Annotated in this window: 20 protein-coding genes; all 20 read right to left on the bottom strand. The window is 69.4% G+C overall.

Annotated features, from left to right (window positions below; genetic code table 11):
- Positions 1–6: 6 nt before the first annotated feature.
- Positions 7–255, bottom strand: coding sequence for a hypothetical protein (locus HWX22_RS09265; RefSeq protein WP_059691331.1), 249 nt, complete (start codon positions 253–255; stop codon positions 7–9).
- Positions 252–1,517 carry an alkaline phosphatase family protein gene (locus HWX22_RS09260; protein ID WP_175915468.1) on the bottom strand — a complete coding sequence of 422 codons (1,266 nt, stop codon included), beginning with the start codon at positions 1,515–1,517 and terminating at the stop codon, positions 252–254. Before HWX22_RS09260 ends, HWX22_RS09265 begins: the two co-directional genes overlap by 4 nt.
- Positions 1,518–1,930: 413 nt before the next feature.
- Entirely contained in the window at positions 1,931–2,194 is a 264-nt protein-coding gene (gene infA / locus HWX22_RS09255; RefSeq protein WP_011355053.1) for a translation initiation factor IF-1, read from the bottom strand.
- A gap of 462 nt (positions 2,195–2,656) precedes the next feature.
- Entirely contained in the window at positions 2,657–2,860 is a 204-nt protein-coding gene (locus HWX22_RS09250) for a cold-shock protein (protein ID WP_006751843.1), read from the bottom strand.
- Between the two features lie 290 nt (positions 2,861–3,150).
- Complete coding sequence (locus HWX22_RS09245; RefSeq protein ID WP_059819170.1) at positions 3,151–4,230, bottom strand: Rieske 2Fe-2S domain-containing protein; 1,080 nt, start codon at positions 4,228–4,230, stop codon at positions 3,151–3,153.
- Positions 4,231–4,299: 69 nt separating this feature from the next.
- On the bottom strand, positions 4,300–6,771 hold the full coding sequence (locus tag HWX22_RS09240; protein WP_175915467.1) for an MMPL family transporter: 2,472 nt from the start codon (positions 6,769–6,771) through the stop codon (positions 4,300–4,302).
- A 102-nt stretch (positions 6,772–6,873) separates the two neighbouring features.
- On the bottom strand, positions 6,874–7,833 hold the full coding sequence (locus tag HWX22_RS09235; RefSeq protein WP_175915466.1) for a sialidase: 960 nt from the start codon (positions 7,831–7,833) through the stop codon (positions 6,874–6,876).
- A gap of 177 nt (positions 7,834–8,010) precedes the next feature.
- Positions 8,011–9,216 (bottom strand): acetyl-CoA C-acyltransferase, encoded by a 1,206-nt coding sequence (locus tag HWX22_RS09230; RefSeq protein WP_175915465.1) that lies wholly within the window; start codon positions 9,214–9,216, stop codon positions 8,011–8,013.
- Between the two features lie 17 nt (positions 9,217–9,233).
- Positions 9,234–9,719, bottom strand: a complete 486-nt coding sequence (locus HWX22_RS09225; protein WP_059537737.1) for a MaoC family dehydratase — start codon at positions 9,717–9,719, stop codon at positions 9,234–9,236.
- A complete protein-coding gene (locus tag HWX22_RS09220) occupies positions 9,719–10,519 on the bottom strand; it encodes an SDR family oxidoreductase (protein ID WP_175910005.1) in 801 nt (266 codons plus the stop codon). The genes HWX22_RS09225 and HWX22_RS09220 overlap by 1 nt, the downstream gene beginning before the upstream one ends.
- A complete protein-coding gene (locus HWX22_RS09215) occupies positions 10,516–11,715 on the bottom strand; it encodes an acyl-CoA dehydrogenase family protein (RefSeq protein WP_175910007.1) in 1,200 nt (399 codons plus the stop codon). The genes HWX22_RS09220 and HWX22_RS09215 overlap by 4 nt, the downstream gene beginning before the upstream one ends.
- Entirely contained in the window at positions 11,712–12,953 is a 1,242-nt protein-coding gene (locus tag HWX22_RS09210) for an acyl-CoA dehydrogenase family protein (protein ID WP_175915464.1), read from the bottom strand. The genes HWX22_RS09215 and HWX22_RS09210 overlap by 4 nt, the downstream gene beginning before the upstream one ends.
- Positions 12,954–12,956: 3 nt before the next feature.
- A complete protein-coding gene (locus HWX22_RS09205; protein ID WP_175915463.1) occupies positions 12,957–13,835 on the bottom strand; it encodes an SDR family oxidoreductase in 879 nt (292 codons plus the stop codon).
- A gap of 41 nt (positions 13,836–13,876) precedes the next feature.
- Positions 13,877–15,028, bottom strand: a complete 1,152-nt coding sequence (locus HWX22_RS09200) for an acetyl-CoA C-acetyltransferase (protein ID WP_175915462.1) — start codon at positions 15,026–15,028, stop codon at positions 13,877–13,879.
- Entirely contained in the window at positions 15,028–16,095 is a 1,068-nt protein-coding gene (locus HWX22_RS09195; protein WP_175910013.1) for an acyl-CoA dehydrogenase family protein, read from the bottom strand. The genes HWX22_RS09200 and HWX22_RS09195 overlap by 1 nt, the downstream gene beginning before the upstream one ends.
- A gap of 35 nt (positions 16,096–16,130) precedes the next feature.
- On the bottom strand, positions 16,131–17,300 hold the full coding sequence (locus tag HWX22_RS09190) for an acyl-CoA dehydrogenase family protein (protein ID WP_175915461.1): 1,170 nt from the start codon (positions 17,298–17,300) through the stop codon (positions 16,131–16,133).
- Positions 17,297–18,106 carry an enoyl-CoA hydratase family protein gene (locus HWX22_RS09185; RefSeq protein WP_175915460.1) on the bottom strand — a complete coding sequence of 270 codons (810 nt, stop codon included), beginning with the start codon at positions 18,104–18,106 and terminating at the stop codon, positions 17,297–17,299. Before HWX22_RS09185 ends, HWX22_RS09190 begins: the two co-directional genes overlap by 4 nt.
- 25 nt (positions 18,107–18,131) lie before the next feature.
- Positions 18,132–19,220, bottom strand: a complete 1,089-nt coding sequence (locus HWX22_RS09180; RefSeq protein ID WP_175915459.1) for a nitronate monooxygenase — start codon at positions 19,218–19,220, stop codon at positions 18,132–18,134.
- A complete protein-coding gene (locus HWX22_RS09175; protein ID WP_059691345.1) occupies positions 19,217–20,143 on the bottom strand; it encodes an enoyl-CoA hydratase in 927 nt (308 codons plus the stop codon). Before HWX22_RS09175 ends, HWX22_RS09180 begins: the two co-directional genes overlap by 4 nt.
- Positions 20,144–20,151: 8 nt before the next feature.
- Positions 20,152–20,949: a ketoacid CoA transferase gene (locus HWX22_RS09170; RefSeq protein ID WP_175910019.1), complete on the bottom strand. Its 798-nt coding sequence runs from the start codon at positions 20,947–20,949 to the stop codon at positions 20,152–20,154.
- Positions 20,950–20,959: the final 10 nt, after the last annotated feature.

The raw sequence follows: 20,959 nt of genomic DNA, 5'->3' as shown, positions 1-20,959 counted from the left end.
ACCGCATCAGCGGTGCTTTCCGCCATGCCTGCGTCGTCGATGCGCCGCGCGCGCCTGCAGCAGCGTCGGCATCAGCTCCTCGATGTACTGCCGCGCCTGTCCGCGCGTGACGATCTCGCTGAACCGCCGATGCGCGTGGTCATGCCCGACCAGCGCCGCATGCGCCTTCTTCAGGATGTGCAGATACGCGATCAGGCTGGTGCCGTCACGCACGGGCAGCGCATCGCGCGGGTCCGTCGCCGAAGTCGTGTTCATGAGCCGATCCTCGCCGGGCAGTCGGTGCGGCAGGTAGTTGTCACAAGCGACAGCAGGTCGTTCGCGGCGCGATCGCGGTCGGTCAGCGGCGCAAGACCGAACAGGCGTCCGAGCGTCGCGACCACCGAGCTGTGATCGTACGGCGTGTGATCGACGTGCCCTGCCGCAACCCACGGCGACACGACGATCGCGGGCACCCGCACGCCATACACGTCGAAGCCGAAACCGCTCGCGTTCAGCGTCGCGGCCGCGCCGTCATTCGGCGGCGGCGCCGCGCCCGGCCGGACCGAATCGTAGAAGCCGCCGTGCTCGTCGTAGACGATCACGAGCAGGCTGTGCTCCCACACCGGCGAATTGCGGATCGCGTCGTACACGCGCGCGGCGAGCTGGTCGCCGCCGGCAAGGCCGTCCATCGGATGTTGCGAGCTGCCGTTCTGGTAGGTGCCGTGCACGATGTCGCCGTAACCGGGCTCGATGAACGTGTAGCGCGCGGTATAGCCGGCCGCGAGATCGGCTTCGAAGTGGGCCAGATCGTCGACGTCGAAAAAGCTCACGCCCTTCAGCGAGGCCACCTGCGGCACGTGGCCGAGCGGATCGCCCGACTGGTCCTGGTAGATGCGCCAGTTGTCGTCGCCGAGTGCGGCGAAGATCGAGCCTTTCGGATAAGGAAAGCCGTCGAACGTATCCCATCCGGCCATTTCTTCCCGGGTCGGCGAATGGTCGAGGCCGGCGGACGACGCGCCGTGCAGGAAGAAGCGGTTCGGCCAGGTCGGCCCCGGCATCGACGCGTGCCAGCGGTCGCACAGCACGAATGCGTTCGCGAGCGCATACAGCGACGGCGCCTGCGTGCGCACATCCACACCCTGCATGATCGCGCCAACGCTGCCCGGTTGCGGCGGCGTGCCTTCGGAATGCGACGTCGCGTAATTCGACACGAATCCCGAATTGTCGACGCTCGGATAAGGCCGCCCTTTGACGAACGGCACGCCCGCGCCGCACAACTGTTCGAGCACGTCGGTGAATTCGTGGCACGGATCGGTCGGCATCCGGTCCGGCGCGCCGCCGCCGAACGGATGGACGGTGCCGCCGTATGCGTTGCTGTCGCCCGGCGTCGCGGCCGTGATGCCGGCGATGCCCGAGAGCGCGAACAGATGGTCGAACGAGCGGTTCTCGAGCATCAGCACGAACACGTGCCGGATGCGGTCCTGAACCGACTGAACTGCGGGAACGGAAGGAGCTGCGGGGGTTGCGTCTGCACTCATGGCGCCTCCTGGCGTCGCGCGACGAATATCCGGCTGGCACGATCGCGGCGGCAAGCAAAGAAACTGAAAGGAAAGGCGCTGCAACGTGCGCGGGCCGCGAATTGCCGACGAGTGTACGGCTACGCCGGCCCGCGCGTAAAGCCGGTTACGGCGCGCGGCAAGACGCGTGCATTCAGCCGACGACCAACGTGGGACGGAAAAGCGATGCGCGGCGAATCGGCGAGTGCGGGGAAAACGAGACGAATCGGGCGATTCGACCGGAGAGAATGCGGCCTCGGCCGCCGCGGCACTGCCCCGCCGCTGGCGACCGTCGAACGGCGCGAACCGCGCCGTCCATCCGGTGTGCCCGGCCGCATGAACGGGCCGGACGGATTTCGATCGGTGCGGCGTTGCGCTGCCCGATCGCTACTGCTTTAGCGACGCGGTTGCCCGGTGCGCGGCGGACGCGGCGAATTCGCGTCCTTGTGGCGGAAGTTGATGCGCCCCTTCGTCAGGTCGTACACCGACAGTTCCAGCGTCACACGGTCGCCCGCGAGAATGCGGATGTGGTTCTTGCGCATGCGGCCCGACGCATACGCGCCGACCACGACGCCGTTTTCCAGCGTGACACGGTATTTGCTGTCCGGCAGCACTTCGTCGACGATTCCGTCCAGTTCCAGCAGTTCTTCTTTTGCCAAACCAATTCCTCCAGACAAGGTGATGACCGCGGCCGCGGCGAACTCACCGGCGCCGTGCCCCGCAACGGGACGGCGGCCGGCGGGATGCCGGGGATCAATTCGTTCAGACGGGCGACGCGCCCGTCTTGCAATCGGAGCCCGGCGCAATGCGGCGGTCGGGCGGTCGGTGGCGGCGATGCGATCGGCACCGCGCAAAGTCGGGACCGCGCCGCGTGCGGCATGGCGACGGTCTACTCGGGTTGAAGCATGGGCCGCTGGCGATGCGGCGAGCGCGTCGCGAGGGCGTTGGATCGCACGTCGTACGGACCTGCGATGGATGAGGGAAGCACACGACCGATGCATCGTGAATTCCGCGATGCATCGGTCGTGTGCGTCGAAACGCGCAGGACGCCGGCTCGGGCCGGCCTCCGCGCGAAATCCGACCGGCAGCGGCCGCCATTCGACGGCCGGTGCCGAGGCGGCTTACTGCGGCGTGATGTTCGACGCTTGCAGACCCTTCGGGCCACGCTTCACTTCGTAGCTGACCTTCTGGCCTTCGGCCAGGGTCTTGAAGCCCGTGCCGCGAATTTCCGAGAAATGGGCGAACAGATCGTCGCCGCCGTTGTCCGGGGAAATGAAACCAAAGCCCTTGGTTTCGTTGAACCACTTGACGGTACCGGTATCCACAAATACTTCCTTAATACGAATAATTGAACATGCGCCCCGTGACGGGCACAGAAAGAATCAAAAGAGGGAGAGACCAACGACTGCCGCACGCCGTGCGGCCAATGATGAGCAATCGAACTTCTTGAAGACTTCGGTCTCGGACACTACGCGGTGCCGGCCGATCCGTCAAGCTCTTTCGAAGCGTTGCAGGCGCGCGGCGGCGCGCGCGCCTTGCCTGGCGGGCGTCGGCGGCGATCGGGACACGAAACGATGCGCCCCCTATTTTCGCCGCGCTTCGCCGTTACTGCCCGTCACCGCGGTTCGAACACGTGATGCAGCGCCGGCGGCGCCGCACCGTCGCGGATCTTGATTTCGAACGTCTTGCGCGCGACGCTCGACGGCCGCACGTCGGCCGCGTCCAGGTAGAACTGCGAATACCAGTCGCGCATCTGGTACAGCGGCCCGTCGCCTTCGCACAGCAGCGGGTTGTCGATGCGCGTCTTGCTGTGCCAGATGTCGACGTCCTCGTAGAACGCGCGCTGCGCTTCCTTCACGTATGCGTTCGCGATCTCCATGTTCTGCGCGTCGCTCAGGCCGGCCACCTTCTTCACGATCACGCCGTAGCGCAGCTCGAAGCTGTTCATGTCGATCGGCACGTGGCAGTTCAGCAGCACCGAATGGATCGGCTGTCCGCCGCTCTGCCCCGTCATCTGCGTGATGTGCACGGCCGGCCCGAAATACGTCGACAACGCGGTCAGGCTGTCGCCGCCGAGCTTCTCGCTGCGGCCAACCATCAGCTGCGTCGCCTTGTGATCCTCGAACAGGTTCGCGAAATAGTCGATCGGCGCGTGGTGCACGGTCGCGAAGTGCGCGACGTCCGAGATGTTGTCGACCAGTTCGCGGCAGTTCGCCTGGATCACCATCTTGTCGACGACCCAGTCCGACCATTCGCCGGAGAAGCACACGTCGAGGCGCGGGATCGCGACTTCCGGCGGCGGCGCATTGCCTTCCGGATCGTTCCACACGAACAGCAGGTTGTTTTCCTCGCAGGTCGGCCACGCGCCGATGCGCGCCTTCGGCGGAATCCGCTTGCAGTACGGGATCGACGCGCACTGCCCGTCGCCGTTCCACGCCCAGCCGTGGAACGGGCAGACGAGATTGTCGCCTTCGACCGTGCCGAGGCTCAGGTCGGCGCCCATGTGCGGGCAATACGCGTCGACGACGTTGATCTTGCCGGTCGAATCAGCGAACGCGGCGAGCTTGCGGCCGAAGACGTTCAGCGTGTGCGGCTTGCCGTCCTTGTAGTCGCGGGCGAGCCCGAGGCAGTGCCAGCCGCGCGCATAGCGCTGCGCGAGCGGCTGGGCTTCGATCTTGTAAGGGCGTGCGGACATGTGGGTTGACTCCTCTTTGGGGGACGCGCGGCGGCCCGCCGCGCACCGGGGTAACGGGGGTTGCGTCGCTCAGCGCACCGGATTGCCGGGTTCGAGCGTGCGTGTCGGCTTGAGCGCGGGGGGCGGCGCGGCCTGCGGCGACGCCGGCTGCGGCTCGCGCGACACGCGGCGCTCCGCCCGCTCGACGCCGAGCCATGCGGCCAGCGCGGGCAGCAGGAACACCGCGCCGAACAGGTTCACGAGGAACATGAACGCGAGCAGCACGCCCATGTCGACCTGGAACTTCAGCGCGGAGAACGCCCAGGTGCCGACGCCGATGAACATCGTGACGGCCGTGAACAACGCCGCGGTGCCGCGCTGGCGCATCGCGTCGGCGAATGCGTCCGGCAGCGTCGCGCCGTGGCGGATGTCGTGCTGCAGGCGTTCGTACAGGTAGATCCCGTAGTCGACGCCGACCCCGACGCCGAGCGTGATCACCGGCAGCGTCGCGACCTTCAGCCCGATGCCGAGCCGCGCCATCACCGCGTTGCACAGGATCGACACCAGCGTGAGCGGCACGATGATGCACAGCACCGCGCGCCACGAGCGGAACGTGACCGCGCAGAGCAGCGCGATCGCGCCGAAGATCGACAGCAGCATCGCGATCTCCGCGTCGCCCACCGCCTCGTTGGTCGCGGCCATCACGCCGACGTTGCCGCCCGCGAGCCGGAACGCGACGTTCGGCGTCGGGTTCTCGGCCGCGAAGCGCTTGATCTCGTCGACGATGTGCGCGATGGTCGTGCCTTCGTGGTTCTGCGTGTAGATCAGCACCTGGATCGCCTTGCAGTTCGCGGTGTTCATCCCGTTGTCGGGATCGAACGCATTGGAGCCCTGCGTGAGCCCGTCGCTGGAGCGCGGCAGCGCGGCCCAGCGCGGGTTGCCTTCGTTGAACGCGGCGATGAACACCTTGCCCTGCGACGACACGCTCGTCACGGACTGCACGCCGGCCACGCCGCGCATGTTCATCTCGAACTTCTCGATCGCGCTCATCACCGGGTAATGCAGGCACGCATCGTCGAAACCGGTCGTCTCGACGATCACCGACAGCACGTCGACCCCGATGTTGTACTGGTGCGTGATGGCCGCGTTGTCGATGTTGTAGCGCGAGTTCGCGCGCAGTTCCGGCGCGCCGGTGCCGATGTCGCCGATCTCCAGCTTGCGCGACTCGAGCGTGCCGTATGCGAGCAGCGCGAGCGCCACCGCGAACACGCCGAGCGCCGGCGCCGGCCGCGCGAACACCGCGAAGCGCGACCACTTCCCGCTGCCGCCGGCCGCCGCCGTGCGCTGGGCACGCGCGAGCGTGCCGCGCTCGAGGCGCGTGTACGACAGCAGGATCGGCAGGAACACCTTGTTGGTGACGATCATCAGCAGCACGCCGAGGCACGCGGTGATGCCGAGTTCGCGCACGATGTCGATCTTGATCCGCATGATCACCATGAAGCCGAGCGCGTTGGTCAGCAGCGCGACCGTGCCCGGCACGAACAGCTTGCGGAACGCGTCGCGCGCGGCCTCGACCGACGACGCGCCGCGCACCAGCGCCTGCTTCCACGCATTGGTCATCTGCACCGCGTGCGACACGCCGATCGAGAAGATCAGGAACGGCACGAGGATCGACATCGGGTCGATGCCGAGCCCGAGCAGCGGCAGCGCGCCGAGCAGCCAGACGACCGGCAGCAGCGCGACGACGAGCGCGAGCACGGTGGTCTTCAGCGAGCGCGTATAGGCGAACAGCAGCGCGGCCGTCACGAGGAACGCCAGCGCGAAGAACGCCATCACGCCGGCGATTCCGGCCTCGACGTCGCCGACCAGCTTCGCGAAGCCGATGATGTTGACGTCGATGCCCTGCCTTGCGTAGCGCGCGCGGATTTCCTCGAGCTGGCGCGCGACCGCGCTGTAGTCGAGCCGCTTGCCGGTGGCCGGATCGGTCTCGCGCAGTTCCGCGCGGATCAGCGCCGACTTCAGGTCGTTGCCGACCAGCCGGCCGATCTGCCCGGAACGCGCGACATTGCGGCGCACCTTCGCGAGATCGTCCGGGTTCGCGCTCGAGAACTGGCCGGGCACGACCACGTCGCCGCGAAAGCCGGCCTCGGTCACTTCCGTGTAGTGGACGTTCGGCGTGAACAGCGAGAACACGCGCGAGCGGTTCACGCCGGGGATGAAGAACACGTCGTCGGTCGCGTGGCGCAGCGCGTCCATGAACGTCTGGTTGTAGATATCGCCGTCGCCCTTCCAGCGCAGGCTGACGAGGATCGTGTTCGCGCCGGGGAACGCACCGGCGTAGCGCTCGAACACCTGCATGTACGGGTGCTGCATCGGGATCATCTTGTTGAAGCCCGGATCGAGCTTCAGCCGCGTCGCGGACAGGCCGAGCGCGAGCGTCGCCGCGATGCACAGCAGCATCAGCAGCCGGCGCTGCCGGATGATCGTGTCGGCGCAGCGCTCGACGAACGCGGCGAGGCGCGATGCGGGAACGGCTTCGGTGGGGCGTGACAGGTCGTTCATGGATTTCTCGGGTCGGAACGGACGGGACGGACGATGCGGGCGGTACGGGTCGGCACCGCGAGGCGAACGGATGCGGGCGACGGCAAGCGCCGCCGCCGCGCATCAGGACGGCGACGCGGTGAGCGGCGCGACGCCGGCCTCGCCGCCGAGCAGCAGCGCGCCGCGGCCCATGTCGAGCACCGCCGCGAGGCTCTGCACGCCGCCGAGCTTGCGCACGTCGAAGGTCAGGCCGCCGTCGCGCGACGCGACGATCGCGCCGCCCTGGCCGACCAGCACGAGTTCGCCGTCGGCAAGCTGGGTCGCGCCGAAGTACGACACCGGCACGTGGCTGTCGACGTGCGTCCAGGTCGCGCCGCGATCGGCGCTGCGCAGCACGTTGCCGCGCATGCCGTACGCGATCCAGTCGCCGTTCGCGAGCATCAGCGCGCCGAACAGCGAGCCTGCGTACGGCGACGGGCGCTTGTCCCAGGTCACGCCGTTATCGGTCGAGCGCAGCAGCGTGCCGCTCTCGCCTGCGATCAGCAAATTGCCGTGGCCGTCGCCGACGATCGCGTTCAGGTGGCGGTCGCCCGCCGGCGTCTTCAGCGGCTGCCACGTGAGCCCGGCATCGTCCGAGCGCAGCAACTGGCCGAAACTGCCGGCCGCGAACAGCGCGCCGTTCGCGCTGCCCCAGACGGACAGCAGCGGATCGGAATGCGCGTTGTCGCTGTGGACCGCGCGCCAGTGCACGCCCGCATCGTCGCTGCGCACGATCCGGCCGTCGTGGCCGACCGCGATGCCGAGCGTCGGCGTGACAAAGCTCACCTGCGTGAGCGTCGAGCCCTGGTCGGGCGTGACCGACGCCGGCCGCCAGCGGCGGCCCGCATCGTCGCTGAGCAGAATCACGCCGCGCTCGCCGACCGCGACGATGCGCGCGCCGGCGCGTGCGAGCCCGTTGATCTGCAGGCGGTCCGCATGGATCGCGGTGACCGGGAACGCCGGCAGCGGGCGCGGCGAGAACGCGAACAGCGCGGCGCCGAGCACGAGCGCCGACATCGCGAGTCCTGGCAAGGTACGTTTCATCGGTTGTCTCCTGTCCTGGCAAGCGGCCCGGGCCGCGCCGACGCGCTCGCCCTGCCGCTGCAAGTCTCCGGGCCGTCGGTCGTCGCCGCGGCCTCGCATGGTTCCGAATGGATGGTGGCCGAACCGGACTGTCGGTCCGGCCGCCGGTGCGGCTGCGTCGAACGCGGTTACATGCCGTTACGCGCCGACTTCGAACAGCGCGGCGGCACCCATCCCGCCGCCGATGCACATCGTCACGACCGCATGCCGTACGCCGCGGCGCGCGCCTTCGAGCAGCGCATGCATCGTCATCCGCGTGCCCGACATCCCGAACGGGTGGCCCATCGCGATCGCGCCGCCGTCGACGTTCAGCCGCTCGTCGGGGATGCCGAGCGTGTCGCGGCAATACAGCGCCTGGCACGCGAACGCCTCGTTCAGCTCCCACAGCCCGACGTCGCGCACGGTCATCCCGAAGCGCGCCAGCAGCTTCGGAATCGCGAACACCGGGCCGATGCCCATCTCGTCCGGCTCGCAGCCGGCCACGGCCAGCCCGCGGAACGTGCCGAGCGGCGCGAGCCCGCGACGCGCGGCCTCGGCGCGCGACATCACGACCACCGCCGCCGCGCCGTCCGACAGCTGCGATGCGTTGCCGGCCGTCACGAACTCGCCCTGCTCGACGACCTTGCCGCCGCTCCACGACGGCTTGAGCCCCGCGAGCCGCTCGGCCGTCGTATCGGCGCGCACGCCTTCGTCGCGCGCCGCGCGCACGGCCTCGTGACCGGCCGGGTTGCCTTCCTTGTCGAACAGCGCGCGCGTCACGTCGAGCGGCGCGATTTCCGCGTCGAAGCGGCCGGCCGCTTGCGCGTCGGCCGTGCGCTGGTGGCTCTGCAACGCGAATTCGTCCTGCGCCGCCCGCGAGATCCCGTAGCGGCGCGACACGATCTCGGCGGTTTCCATCATCGCCATGTACGCGGCCGGCTGGTGGTCGAGCACGGCCTGCGAACGCGCGCGGTAGCCGTTCTTGTGCTTGTTCTGCGTGAGCGAGATCGATTCGACGCCGCCCGCGACGACGATCCGCGCATCGCCCGCGCCGATGCTGCGCGCGGCGCTCGCGATCGACATCAGGCCCGACGAACACATGCGGTCGATCGACATGCCGGGCACCGACGCCGGCAGCCCCGCCGCCGCGGCCGACAGGCGACCGATGTTGTAGCCCTGCGTGCCCTGCTGCGCGGCACAGCCGATCAGCACGTCGTCGACGTCGGCCGGCGCGACGCCCGCGCGTTCGAGCGCGGTGCGCACGACGTGGCCGCCCAGCGCGGGCGCCTCGGTGTCGTTGAACATGCCGCGAAACGCCTTGCCGATCGGCGTGCGTGCGACGGAAACGATGACTGCGTCTTCCATGAGCTGGCTCTCTGAATCTAGAAGTAGTAACGGCTGATCGTGTCGGCCACGCAGCCGGGTTTCGCGTCGCCTTCGATCTCGACGGTCACGCGAATCCATGCCTGCACGCCGCCGTCGAGCGGCTCGACGCGCAGCAGCTCGCCGACGCCGCGCACGCGCGCGCCGACCTTCACCGGCGCCGGGAAGCGGATCCTGTCGCAGCCGTAGTTGACGCCGAGCCGCGCACCGTCGATGCGCACGATCTGCGGCAGGAAATGGTTGACGAGCGACAGCGTCAGGTAGCCGTGCGCGATGCACGCGCCGAACGGGCCGTCCTTCGCACGCACCGGGTCGACGTGCACCCACTGGTGGTCGCCCGTCGCGTCGGCGAAGCCGTCGATGCGGATCTGGTCGATCGCGAGCCACGCGCTCGCGCCGAGCGTGTCGCCGACGGCCGCCGCGAGCTCAGCGGGATGCGCGAACACGCGGGGCGTCGCGCGCACGGGGTCGAGGGTCGTCTCCATCATGCGTGCTGGCTGCTGACCGACAGCACTTCGCCAGTCATGTACGACGCGTAATCGCTTGCAAGAAACACCATCACGTTCGCGACCTCCCAGACTTCGGCGGCGCGCCCGAAGGCTTCGCGCGACGCCAGTTGATTCAGCAAGTCGGCCGGGGCCGACTTCTTCAGAAAATCGTGCATCGCGATGCTCGGCGCGACCGCGTTGATGCGCACGCCGTAAGGCGACGCCTCGAGCGCCGCGCAGCGCGTGAGCGCCATCACGCCCGCCTTCGCCGCCGCGTAATGCGCCTGTTCCGCCTGCGCACGCCAGCCGAGCACCGATGCGTTGTTGACGATCGCGCCGCGGCCGCGGGCCTGCATGTGCGGCAGCATCGCGCGCGTCATCCGGAACGTCCCGGTGAGGCTAATGTCGATCACCCGCGACCATTCGGCATCGTCCATTTCGACGATGCGTTTGGCGCCGCCGAGCCCGGCGTTGTTGATCAGCACGTCGACGCCGTCGAGCCTGTCCTGCGCATCGGCCACGAGCGCCTGCACGTCGTCCTCGACCGCGACGTTGCACAGGCGGCCGTAAATCTGCTGCAGCCCCGTTTCGGCGCGCAGCGTCTCCACTGCCTGTTCGAGGCGCTTCTCGTGGATGTCGGAGATGAACAGCGCGCGGCAGCCTTCCTCCGCGCAGCGGCGCGCGGCCGCGAAGCCGATGCCGGCGCCGGCGGCGGCCGTGATCAGCACCGATTTGCCGGCGAGCAGCTGGTGGCCCGGCACGTAGGTCGGCGCTTTCTGGATCTGGGGTTCGGTCATGCTGTGCCTCGTGGTTCCCTGGGCATGCCGAGCCCGCGCTCGGCCATGATGTTGAGCTGGATTTCGTTGGTGCCGGCGTAGATCGTGTCCGCGCGGGAGAACAGGAATACGCGCTGCAGATGGGTGAGCTTTTCGTCGGCTGGATCGATCACGTTCGCGCGGGGCCCGTGCGCGTCCATCGCGAGCTGGCCGAGGTCGCGGTGCCAGTTCGACCAGAAATACTTGTAGATCAGTGCCTCGCGGCGCAGCGGCGCGGTGGCGCCGTTCGCGTCGTCCGCGCCCGACAGCATCCGCAGCGCGTTGTAACGCATCACGCGCAGCCCGGCCCACGCGCGGCCGATCCGCTGGCGCAGCACCGGGTCGCGATCGGCGCCCGATTCGCGCGCGGCGTCGATCACCCATTCGAGCTCGCGGACGAACTGCATCTGCTGGCCGAGCGTCGACATCCCGCGCTCGAAGCCGAGCAGCGTCATCGCAATGCGCCAGCCGTCGCCCGGCGCGCCGACCAGGTCGCGTGCTGCCGCGCGCGCACCGTCGAAGAACACTTCGTTGAATTCGGCGCCGCCGTTGAGCTGCCTGATCGGGCGGATTTCGATGCCCGGCTGGTCGAGCGGCAGCAGCAGGAACGACAGCCCCTTGTTGCCCTTCGACGCCGGATCGGTACGCGCGAGCACGAAGATCCAGTCGGAATCGTGCGCGAGCGACGTCCACACCTTCTGGCCGAACACGCGCCAGGTGCCGTCGGCGTCCTGCTCGGCACGCGTGCGCACGTTCGCGAGATCGGAGCCCGCGCCCGGCTCCGAGTAGCCCTGACACCAGAACTGCGTGCCGGCGAGAATCCCGGGCAGGAAACGCGCGCGCTGGTCGTCGGTGCCGCACGCGACGAGCGTCGGCCCGAGCAGCCCTTCCCCGATATGGCCCATCCGGCCCGGGCCGCCGGCACGCGCATATTCCTCGTGGAAAATCACCTGCTCGGCGACCGTGAAGCCGCGGCCGCCCGCGTCGGTCGGCCAGCCGAGGCCGGTCCAGCCGCCGTGCGCCAGTTCCCGTTCCCACGCCTTGCGCAGTTCCGGAAACGCTTCCTCGTCGCCGGGGCCACCGCGGTATTTCAGGCACGCGAATTCGCCGGTCAGGTGCGACTGCACCCAGTCGGCGACTTCGTGCCGCAATTGCTGTTCGCGCGTTTCGCTGTTCATTGGAGTGCTCCGGTGCGCGCGGCGGACGGACGCGTGGCCATCGACGCTTGCGGCAATGCGAGGACTGCGTCGCACGGCGACGTGCCGCCGTCGATCGCATGGCATGCGATCCATTCGAGCAGTTGCGGCGTGCTGCCGAACTGCGCGAGCGACGCCTGCGCGCGCTTGAAATAGAGATGCGGGTCGTATTCCCACGTGAAGCCGACACCGCCGTGAAGCTGGATCGCTTCCTGCGCGCAGAACGCATATGCGTCGTTCGCGGCGGCTTTCGCGGCCGCGACGTCGGCGCGCAACGCCGCGCCCGGCGCCGCCCCGCCCGCTTCTGCATCCCATGCGTGCGCCGCGCCGAGCACCGCCGAGCGCGCGGATTCGATCAGCACCATCATCTGCGCGCAACGATGCTTGACGGCCTGGAACGACGCGATCGCGCGGCCGAACTGCACACGCTGGCCCGTATAGTCGAGCGTCAGGTCGAGGCATTGCTGTGCGCCGCCGAGCTGTTCGGCGGCCAGCGCGAGCGCCGCGAACCATCCGGCGCGCTCGAGCACCTGCGCGGCAACGGCGCCGCCGGCGAACAGCGCGTCGCGGCTCACGCGGATGTCGTCGAGGACGATGCGCGCGATCGGCCGCGTCGCGTCGAGCGTGTCGAGCGGCGTGATGCTCAGGCCGGGCGTCGTCGCGACGTCGATCGCGAACAGGCCGATCGACTGCCCCTCGTTCGCGATCCGCGCCGGGATGAGCAGCAGATCGACGCGCGCGCCGTCGATCACCTGTTCGATCGTGCCGGACAACGCATAGCCGCCCGCTGCTTCTTCCGCGACGACCGGCAACTGACCGGCGCCGGCCGGAAGCTCGAACGGCAATGCCAGTGTCGCGCTGCACGCACCTTCGGAGAGCTTCGCGAGCCAGCCGGCCGCGAGCGGCGCATCGGAGCAACTCGCCAGCGCGGTCGCAGCCAGGCACGCGGTCGAGAAATACGGCACGCACGCGACGCGCCGGCCGAGCTGCTCCATCAACAACGTCTGCTCGACCGCGCCGAGCCCCATCCCGCCTGCCGCCTCCGGCAGCGACAGCGCGTTCCAGCCGAGCTCGCCCGCGAGCGCGGCCCACAGCGTGTCGTCGCGGCCGGCCGATTGCTCGAGCGCGCGTCGCACGTCGACGGACGCGCTGCGCTCGGCGAGCACGTCGGCCGCCGCGTCGCGGATCATCGCCTGTTCGTCGGTGAGCGCCAGATCCATGCGTCAGCTCCCGTACACGCGCTGCGCGGGACGTGCGTCGGCGATCAGCCGCGCGACCGCCGGGCCGACCTCGGCCGGCGCCCAGCGCGCGCCGCGGTCGACGCTCGGGCCGGTGCGCCAGCCTTCGGCGACCGCGATCATCCCGCCCGCGACCTCGAACACCCGGCCCGTCACGTCGGCCGACAGCGCACTCCCCAGCCACACGACGAGCGGCGCGACGTTGGCCGGATCGAAATAGTCGAAGCCGCCGTCCTCGGGCTTCTTCATCATGTCGGCGAATACGCCTTCGGTCATCGACGTGCGCGCGGCCGGCGCGAGCGCGTTCACGCGCACGCCGTAGCGCTGCAGCTCGGCCGCCTGCATCAGCGTGAGCGCCGCGATGCCGGCCTTCGCCGCGCCGTAGTTCGACTGGCCGATCGACCCTTGCAGCCCGGCGCCGGAACTCGTGTTGACGATCCGCGCGTCGACCGCGTGGCCGGCCTTCGCGGCGTCGCGCCACACGCGCGCCAGCACGCTCGACAGGCAGAAGTGGCCGCGCAGATGCACGCGCATCACGTCGTCCCAGTCTGTCTCGGTCATGCTGGTGAACATCTTGTCGCGGCAGATGCCCGCGTTGTTCACCAGCACGTGCACGTCGCCGAACGCTTCGCGCGCGGCATCGACGATCCGCTGTGCGGTGTCGATCCGGGTGATGTCGTCGGCATTCGCGAGCGCGTGGCCTCCGCATCGTGCGATCTCGTCGCACACGGCCTGCGCGGCCTCGTGACGGATGTCGTTGACGACGACCGCCGCGCCTTCGGCCGCGAACGCGAGCGCGTATTCGCGCCCGAGGCCGCCGCCCGCGCCGGTGATGATGGCGGTGCGTCCGTTACAGATTCCCATGCTTGTGCCTCCTGGATCGAGGGATCGTGAAAGTGCCGCGCTCACAGGCGCTCGATGATCGTGACGTTCGCGAGACCGCCGCCTTCGCACATCGTCTGCAATCCGTAACGACCGCCGGTGCGTTCCAGTTCGTGCAGCAGCGTCGTCATCAGCCGCGCGCCGGTCGCGCCGAGCGGGTGGCCGAGCGCGATGCCGCCGCCGTTCGGGTTGGTCTTCTCGTGCGGGAAGCGCGTGTCCGCGAGCCACGCCTGCGCGACCGACGCGAACGCCTCGTTCATCTCGACGACATCGATCCGCGACCAGTCGAGCCCGCTCTTCTTCAACGCGGCCCGGGTCGCCGGGATCGGCGCGGTGAGCATCCACAGCGGATCGTCGCCGAGCACGCTCAGGTGATGGATGCGTGCGCGCGGCGTGAGCCCGTAGCGCTTCAGCGCATCCTCCGACACGATCAGCAACGCGGCGGCCGCATCGCAGGTCTGGCTCGCGACTGCGGCCGTCAGCGAGCCGCCCGGCATCAGCGGTTCGAGCGTCGCCATCTTTTCGAGCGACGTGTCGGGGCGCGGCGTCTCGTCGTGCAGCACGCCTTCGAGCGGCACGATTTCCCGCTTGAAATGGCCTGCCTCGATCGCCGCGACCGCGCGGCGGTGGCTTTCGAGCGCATAGCGCTCCATCGCGTCGCGCGACAGGTTCCAGTGATCGGCGATCCGCTGCGCGGCAACGAACTGCGACACCGGCGCGTCGCCGAAGCGCGCGCGCCAGCCGGCGCTGCCCGAGAACGGATCGTTGAAGCCGAGCGGCGCTGCGCTCGTCATCGCGGACGAGATCGGGATCTGCGTCATCGTCTGCACGCCGCCCGCGACCACCACGTCCTGCACGCCGCTCATCACGGCCTGCGCGGCGAAGTGCACGGCCTGCTGCGACGAGCCGCACTGGCGATCGACCGTCACGCCCGGCACCTGCAGCGGCAGCCCGGCCGCGAGCCAGCAGGTGCGCGCGATGTTGCCGGCGAGCGGGCCGATCGTATCGACGCAGCCGAATACAACGTCGTCGTATTCGTCGGCCGGGATCGCGTTGCGCTCGACGAGCGTCTTCAGCACGAAGCCGCCGAGGTCCGCCGCATGCACGTGCGCGAGCCCGCCCTTGCGGCGGCCGGTCGGCGTGCGCAGCGCGTCGACGATATAGGCTTGTTTCATCAGTGGGTTTCCTCGAAATCGAAGGTCTGCGCGGGGCCGATCGGCAATGCGTCGCCGAGGATCGCGTCGGCCACGCGGGCCTTGTGGAATGCGTTGTCGCCCCAGCTGCCGGAGAGCGCCCAGATCCGCTTCATGAAGATCTGCAGGTCGAGCTCCCACGTGTAGCCGATCGCGCCGTGCACCTGCATCGTGTGGCGCGCGGCCAGTTGCGCGGCGGCGGTCGCCGCGAGCTTCGCGTGCGACACCAGCACCGCACGCTGCGGGTGATCGTCGGCGATCGCCCGGGCCGCGCGCGCCACCACCGGCCGCGCGAACTCGTAGCGAATCGCAACGTCGGCGAGCAGATGCTTGAGCGCCTGATATGAGCCGATCGCCTTGCCGAACTGCTTGCGCTGCGCGCTGTAGTCGATCGCAACGTCGAGCACGCGCTGCGTGAGCCCGAGCAGTTGCGCCGCGACCGCGAACGCGCCGTGGTCGAGCGCGCGATCGAGCAGCGGCGCGGCTTCGTCGGCGCTCGCGATGCGCGTGGCCGCCGACGGCTCCCAGTCGAGCGTGAACAGGCGCCGCGACGGGTCGACGCTGTCGACCGCGCGCCACGCGCACTGAGCGGGATCCACGCGGTGCAGCTCGCCGCGGTGCTCGCACAGCAGCGCTTGCGCGACGTGCACGTCGGCCGCATACGGGTTCACCGGATGCACGAGCGCGACTCGTGCGCGCCCTTCGGCGATGTCGCGCAGCAGCGCGTCGCGCCAGTCGCTGGCCGGCAGCCGCGCGAGCACGCCGGCCGATACGAGCGCCGTGTCGAGCAACGGCTCGGGGCTGCCGAAGTAGCCGTAGGTCTGCGCGAGCAGCGCCCATTCCACTTCGGTCAGGCCGAGACCGCCGTGCGCCTCGGGCACCGACACGGCGGTCAGCCCCTGCGACGCGAACAGCGACCACAGCGCGTCGGAGCGGCCCGTCGGCGTGGCCCACAGCTCGCGAATCAGTTCCGGGGTCATCTCGGTCATCAGCAGGCGCTTCACGCTGTCCGCGAGCGCCTCCTGGTCTTCATCGAATACGAAATCCATACGATGTCCGTTCAGTGAGGTTGGCGCCGGCGCGCTTACGCGCGCGGCATGCCGAGCATCCGTTCGGCGACGATGTTGCGCTGGATCTCGTTGGTGCCCGCGTAGATCGGGCCGGCCTGCGCGAACAGGAAGCCGTCGAGCCAGTGGCCGAGCGTCGCGTGCTGCGCGGCCGTCTGCGGGACGACCTCGCCGTGCGCGCCGAGAATGTCGAGCGCGGTCTGGTGCATCCGCAGGTCGAGTTCCGACCAGAACACCTTGTTGGTGCTCGACTCCGCGCCGATATGGCCGCCCTTCAGCAGCCGGCTCGCGGTCGCGTAGGTCAACAGCGCGTATGCCTGCGCGTCCATCCATGCGGCGACCACGCGTTCGCGCAGCGTCGGGTCGCGATCCGCGCTGTCGCGGTGCGCGAGATACAGGTCGCGCAGCGCCTGCGCGGTGCGCTGGAAACGGGCGGGCGAACGCAGCATCAACCCGCGCTCGAAGCCGGCCGTCGCCATCGCGACCTGCCAGCCCGCGCCTTCGGCCGCGAGGCGGTTCTCGACCGGCACGCGCACGTCGTCGAAGAAGATTTCCGCGAAGCCCGTCTGCCCGTTCAGCTGGCGAATCGGGCGCACGGTGATGCCCGGCGTCGACAGCGGCACCATCAGGAACGTGAGCCCGTGGTGACGCGACGATTCGGGATCGCTGCGGAACAGCCCGAACAGCCAGTCGGCCCACACCGCGCGGGTCGACCAGATCTTCTGGCCGTTGAGCACGTATTCGTCGCCGATGCGGATCGCCGTCGTGCGGATCGCGGCCATGTCCGAGCCCGCGTTCGGCTCCGACCAGCCCTGCGCCCACACGTGCTCGCCCGCCGCCATCGCCGGCAGGAAGCGCGCCTTCTGCTCCGCCGTGCCGAAATCCATCAGCGTCGGGCCGAGCAGGAAGATGCCGTTCTGGTTCACGCGCATCGGTGCGTCGGCGCGCCAGTACTCTTCCTCGAAGATCAGCCACTCGATCAGGTCGCAACCTCGCCCGCCCAGCTCGCGCGGCCACGTGACCATGCTCCAGCGGCCCGAATGCAGCGTGCGCTCCCATTCGCGGTGCGCGGTGAAGCCTTCCTCGGTGTCGAAACTCGGCAGCCGCTCGCGCGGCACGTGCGCGGCGAGCCATTCGCGGATTTCCGCGCGGAACGCCTGCTGTTGCAGCGTATAGGTCAGGTTCATGCGCGTGCCTCCTCGACGCTGGTTCGTTCGTCGAAATACGCGTCGCGCTTCTCGACGAACGCGGCACGCGCCTCCGTCGAGTCGTTGGTCATGTACGCCTGCAGCGTGAAGCCCTGCTCCCAGCGGTACTTGTCCTCGAGATCGCCGTCCTCGACGCCGTTCAGCGCCTCCTTCGCGAGCCGCACCATCGCCGGGCTCTTTTCCGCGATCTTGCGGGCGATCGCGAGCGCCGCGTCGCGCAGCGCATCGCGCGCGACGACCTGCTCGACCGCGCCGAGCCGGTACGCCTCGGCCGCGTCGATCATCTCGCCCGTGAAGTACATCGCGCGCACCTTCTGCACGCCGAACAGTCGTTGAAGATGAGCGCCGCCGCCCATCGCGCCACGGTCGATCTCCGGTACGCCGAAGCGCGCGCAGTCGGCCGCGACGACGATGTCCGCCGCGCCGCAGATGCCGATCCCGCCGCCGAGCACGAAGCCGTGCACGGCCGCGATCACCGGCTTCGGGTTGCGGTGCACCGCGCGGAACGTCTCGTAGTTGCCGGCGTTGACCGACACGATCCGTTCCGGATGCGCGGCCAGCTCCTTGATGTCGACGCCCGCGCAGAAGCCACGGCCTTCACCGCGCACGACGATCACGCGCACGTCGTCGTCCTCGCCGAGCGCGTCGAGCGCCCGCGCGAGCGCGTGCCAGCCCTGCGCATCGAGTGCGTTCACGGGCGGATGGGCGATCACCAGTTCGGCGATGCCGTCGGCGCGCTCGATCCGGAACGGCATCGCGCCGCCCGGTTGTTTGGATGTAGTCATCTCCACTGCCTCCCTGTGATGTCTTTCAAGCCGCGTGGGCCGCCGCCGCGCCTCGCAACGCGGCCAGCGCGTCGAGCCGGTCGCCGGCCTCCGCGACGATCCGCGCGATCAGCGCGTCGCACGATTCGATCGCGCCGATCATCGCGGCCGCCTGGCCGCTGGGCAGCACGCCCTCGTCCGGCCGCCCCTCGACGATCGCGCGCTGAATCAGGAACGGCGCGTTCGCGGCCATCAGCGTCTGGCTCGCCGTGTAGTCGTGCGAGCGCAGCGCCTTGATCGCGAGGCCCAGCATGTCGGTCGTGCGCAACCCGTTCTGACGGCGCCACGCTTCGGCCGTCTTCAGCGCGAACAGCGTGCGGCGCAGCGGGCCGAAGCGTTCGAGCTTCAGCAGATACGGGTTGTCGATCATGCGTTGCGGCAACCCGTCGAGCGCGTCCGACACGCGGATCCGCGCCGGATCGCCCACCGCGACGTAGCGCTCGAGCGTCGCGCGCGGCACCGGCGATTCGGCGCTCATCAGGAAGCGCGTGCCCATCGCGATGCCGGCCGCGCCGTACGCGAGCGCGGCAGCCAGCCCGCGCCCGTCGAAGAACCCGCCGGCCGCGACGACCGGCACCCGCACCGCGTCGAGCACTTTCGGCAGCAGCAGCGTGGTCGGCACAGAGCCGGTATGGCCACCGCCTTCCGCGCCCTGCACCGTCACAATGTCCGCGCCGAGTTCGACCGCCTTCGCCGCGTGCTTCGGCGCGCCGACGGTCGGCATGCAGACGATGCCGGCGTCCTTGAAGCGGCGGATCGTCTTCGCGTCCGGCCCGCGCCCGTAGCTGACCGCGCGCAGCCGATGCTCGATCGCGAGATCGACCACCTGCGCGGCGTTCTTCTGAAACATGTGGAAGTTGATGCCGAACGGCTTGTCGGTCAGCGCCTTCACCTTCAGGATCTCGGCCTCGACCTGCTCGGGCTCAAGCGTCGCGCCGGCGAGGAAGCCGAAGCCGCCCGCGTTGGCGGTCGCCGCGACGAGCCGCGCGTCGGCCACCCAGCCCATCGCGGTCTGCACGATCGGGTAGCGGCAGCCGAGCAGGTCGCACAACGGGGTATGCAGCGTCGTGCTCATGCGGCGGCTCCGTTGACGGCGGCCGCTGCCGCATCGGTCCGCCCTTCGCCTTCCGCCTGCTCCGGCCTGCGCTGCGAGCTGGCCATCTTGCGCGCGTCGTAGCCGCCGAGGCGGTCGCCGCTGACGAGCTCGTTGTGCGCATGCGCGAAGTGATGCCATGCGAAGGCCGCGTCCATCGCCGCGCGCTTGCCCTGCAGTTCCTCGACGTGGTTCAGTGCCTGCTTGGTCAGCGCGAGGCCGAGCCGCGGCATCGTCGCGATCTTCGCGGCGATCGCGTAGGTCGCGTCGCGCAGCCGCTCGCGCGGCACGACGCGGTTGACCATGCCCATCTGATACGCGCGCTCGGCCGGCATCCGCTCGCCGAGGAACAGGAACTCCTTCGCGATGCGCGGGTTCAGCTCGTACGCGTGCGCGAAATACTCGACGCCCGGAATGCCCATCCGCACGACCGGATCCGCGAAGAACGCGTCCTCCGACGCGACGATCAGGTCGCATACCCATGCGAGCATCAGCCCGCCCGCGATGCATGCGCCGTGCACCATCGCGATGGTCGGCTTCGGCAGGTCGCGCCAGCGCCGGCACATCCCGAGGTACACCTCCTGTTCGCGCGCATAGAGGAACTCGCCGCCTTCCTTGTCGACGTGGTCGTACCACAGCGACGCGCGGTCGAACGACTCGTGGATGTCGCGGCCCGGCGTGCCGATGTCGTGGCCCGCCGAGAAATGCTTGCCGGCGCCCGCGAGCACGATCGCCTTCACCGCGTCGTCGTGCGATGCGCGCCGGAACGCCGCGTCGAGCGCATACGTCATCTTCGAGTTCTGCGCGTTGTGATACTCGGGACGGTTCATCGTGATCGTCGCGATGCCGTCCTCGACCGCGTAGTCGACGACACCGTCGCCGAACGTCATCTGGGTCGCTTCCATGTCGGACCTCATCCGCGGCGCGGCGCCGGATTGTTGCGCACGATCGTCGCGCGCAGGTTGTGAGGGTCGAGCGCACGCACGATGCGCAGGTCTTCTGCGCTCGGCGCGGCCGTCGTGCCGAGTTCCGGTGCGGCAACCAGCGGGAAGCCGGTCGCATCCTGCACCTCGTCGAAGCTCACGCCCGGATGCAGCGAACGCACGCGAATCGCGTGGTCGGGGCCGCCGAAATCCATCACGCACAGGTCGGTGACGATGCTGCGCAGGTCGACGAAGGTTTTCATGCCGGGCAGCCGGCGCGCCGGGTTGTAGCCGACCGTGCAGACCATGTCGACCTCGCCTTCGACGAACGTGCGCTTGCCGTGTCCGCTGACGAAGAACGAGTTCGCGTGATTCGTCGAGTTGCCGGGGAAACCGCGCGCGCCGAGCAGCTGCGTCTTCGGACGCGCGTAGTCGTCGCCGAGCCACGAGATGTTCGCCTGGCCGAAGCGGTCGATCTGCGTCGGCATCACGAGCGCGTGGCGCCGGCCGTGCCACAGGCAGTCGAACACGCGTTCGTAGGTCATCCAGCCGCTCGCCTTCACGCGATAGCCGTCGGGACGGGGGCCGAGCGGGACCGGCTCCTCGACGAGATACGCCTCGCCGTCGGTCAACATCAGCCCGTTGTTGTAGGCGAGCCGCGCGAGGGCGGCCGCGAGCCGCGGGCCCGTGCCGATGCCGGTCGCCAGCACTTCGCCGTCGTCGCGCCAGAGTCGCGCGGACGCGACGATCATCAGTTCCGCGAGGGAATGGTCGAGAGATTCGCTCACAGGCGCTCCT

It is taken from the genome of Burkholderia sp. BCC1638 (genome assembly GCF_902833195.1).
GTDB lineage: Bacteria > Pseudomonadota > Gammaproteobacteria > Burkholderiales > Burkholderiaceae > Burkholderia > Burkholderia diffusa.
This window is presented reverse-complemented; position numbering and strand designations above follow the sequence as displayed.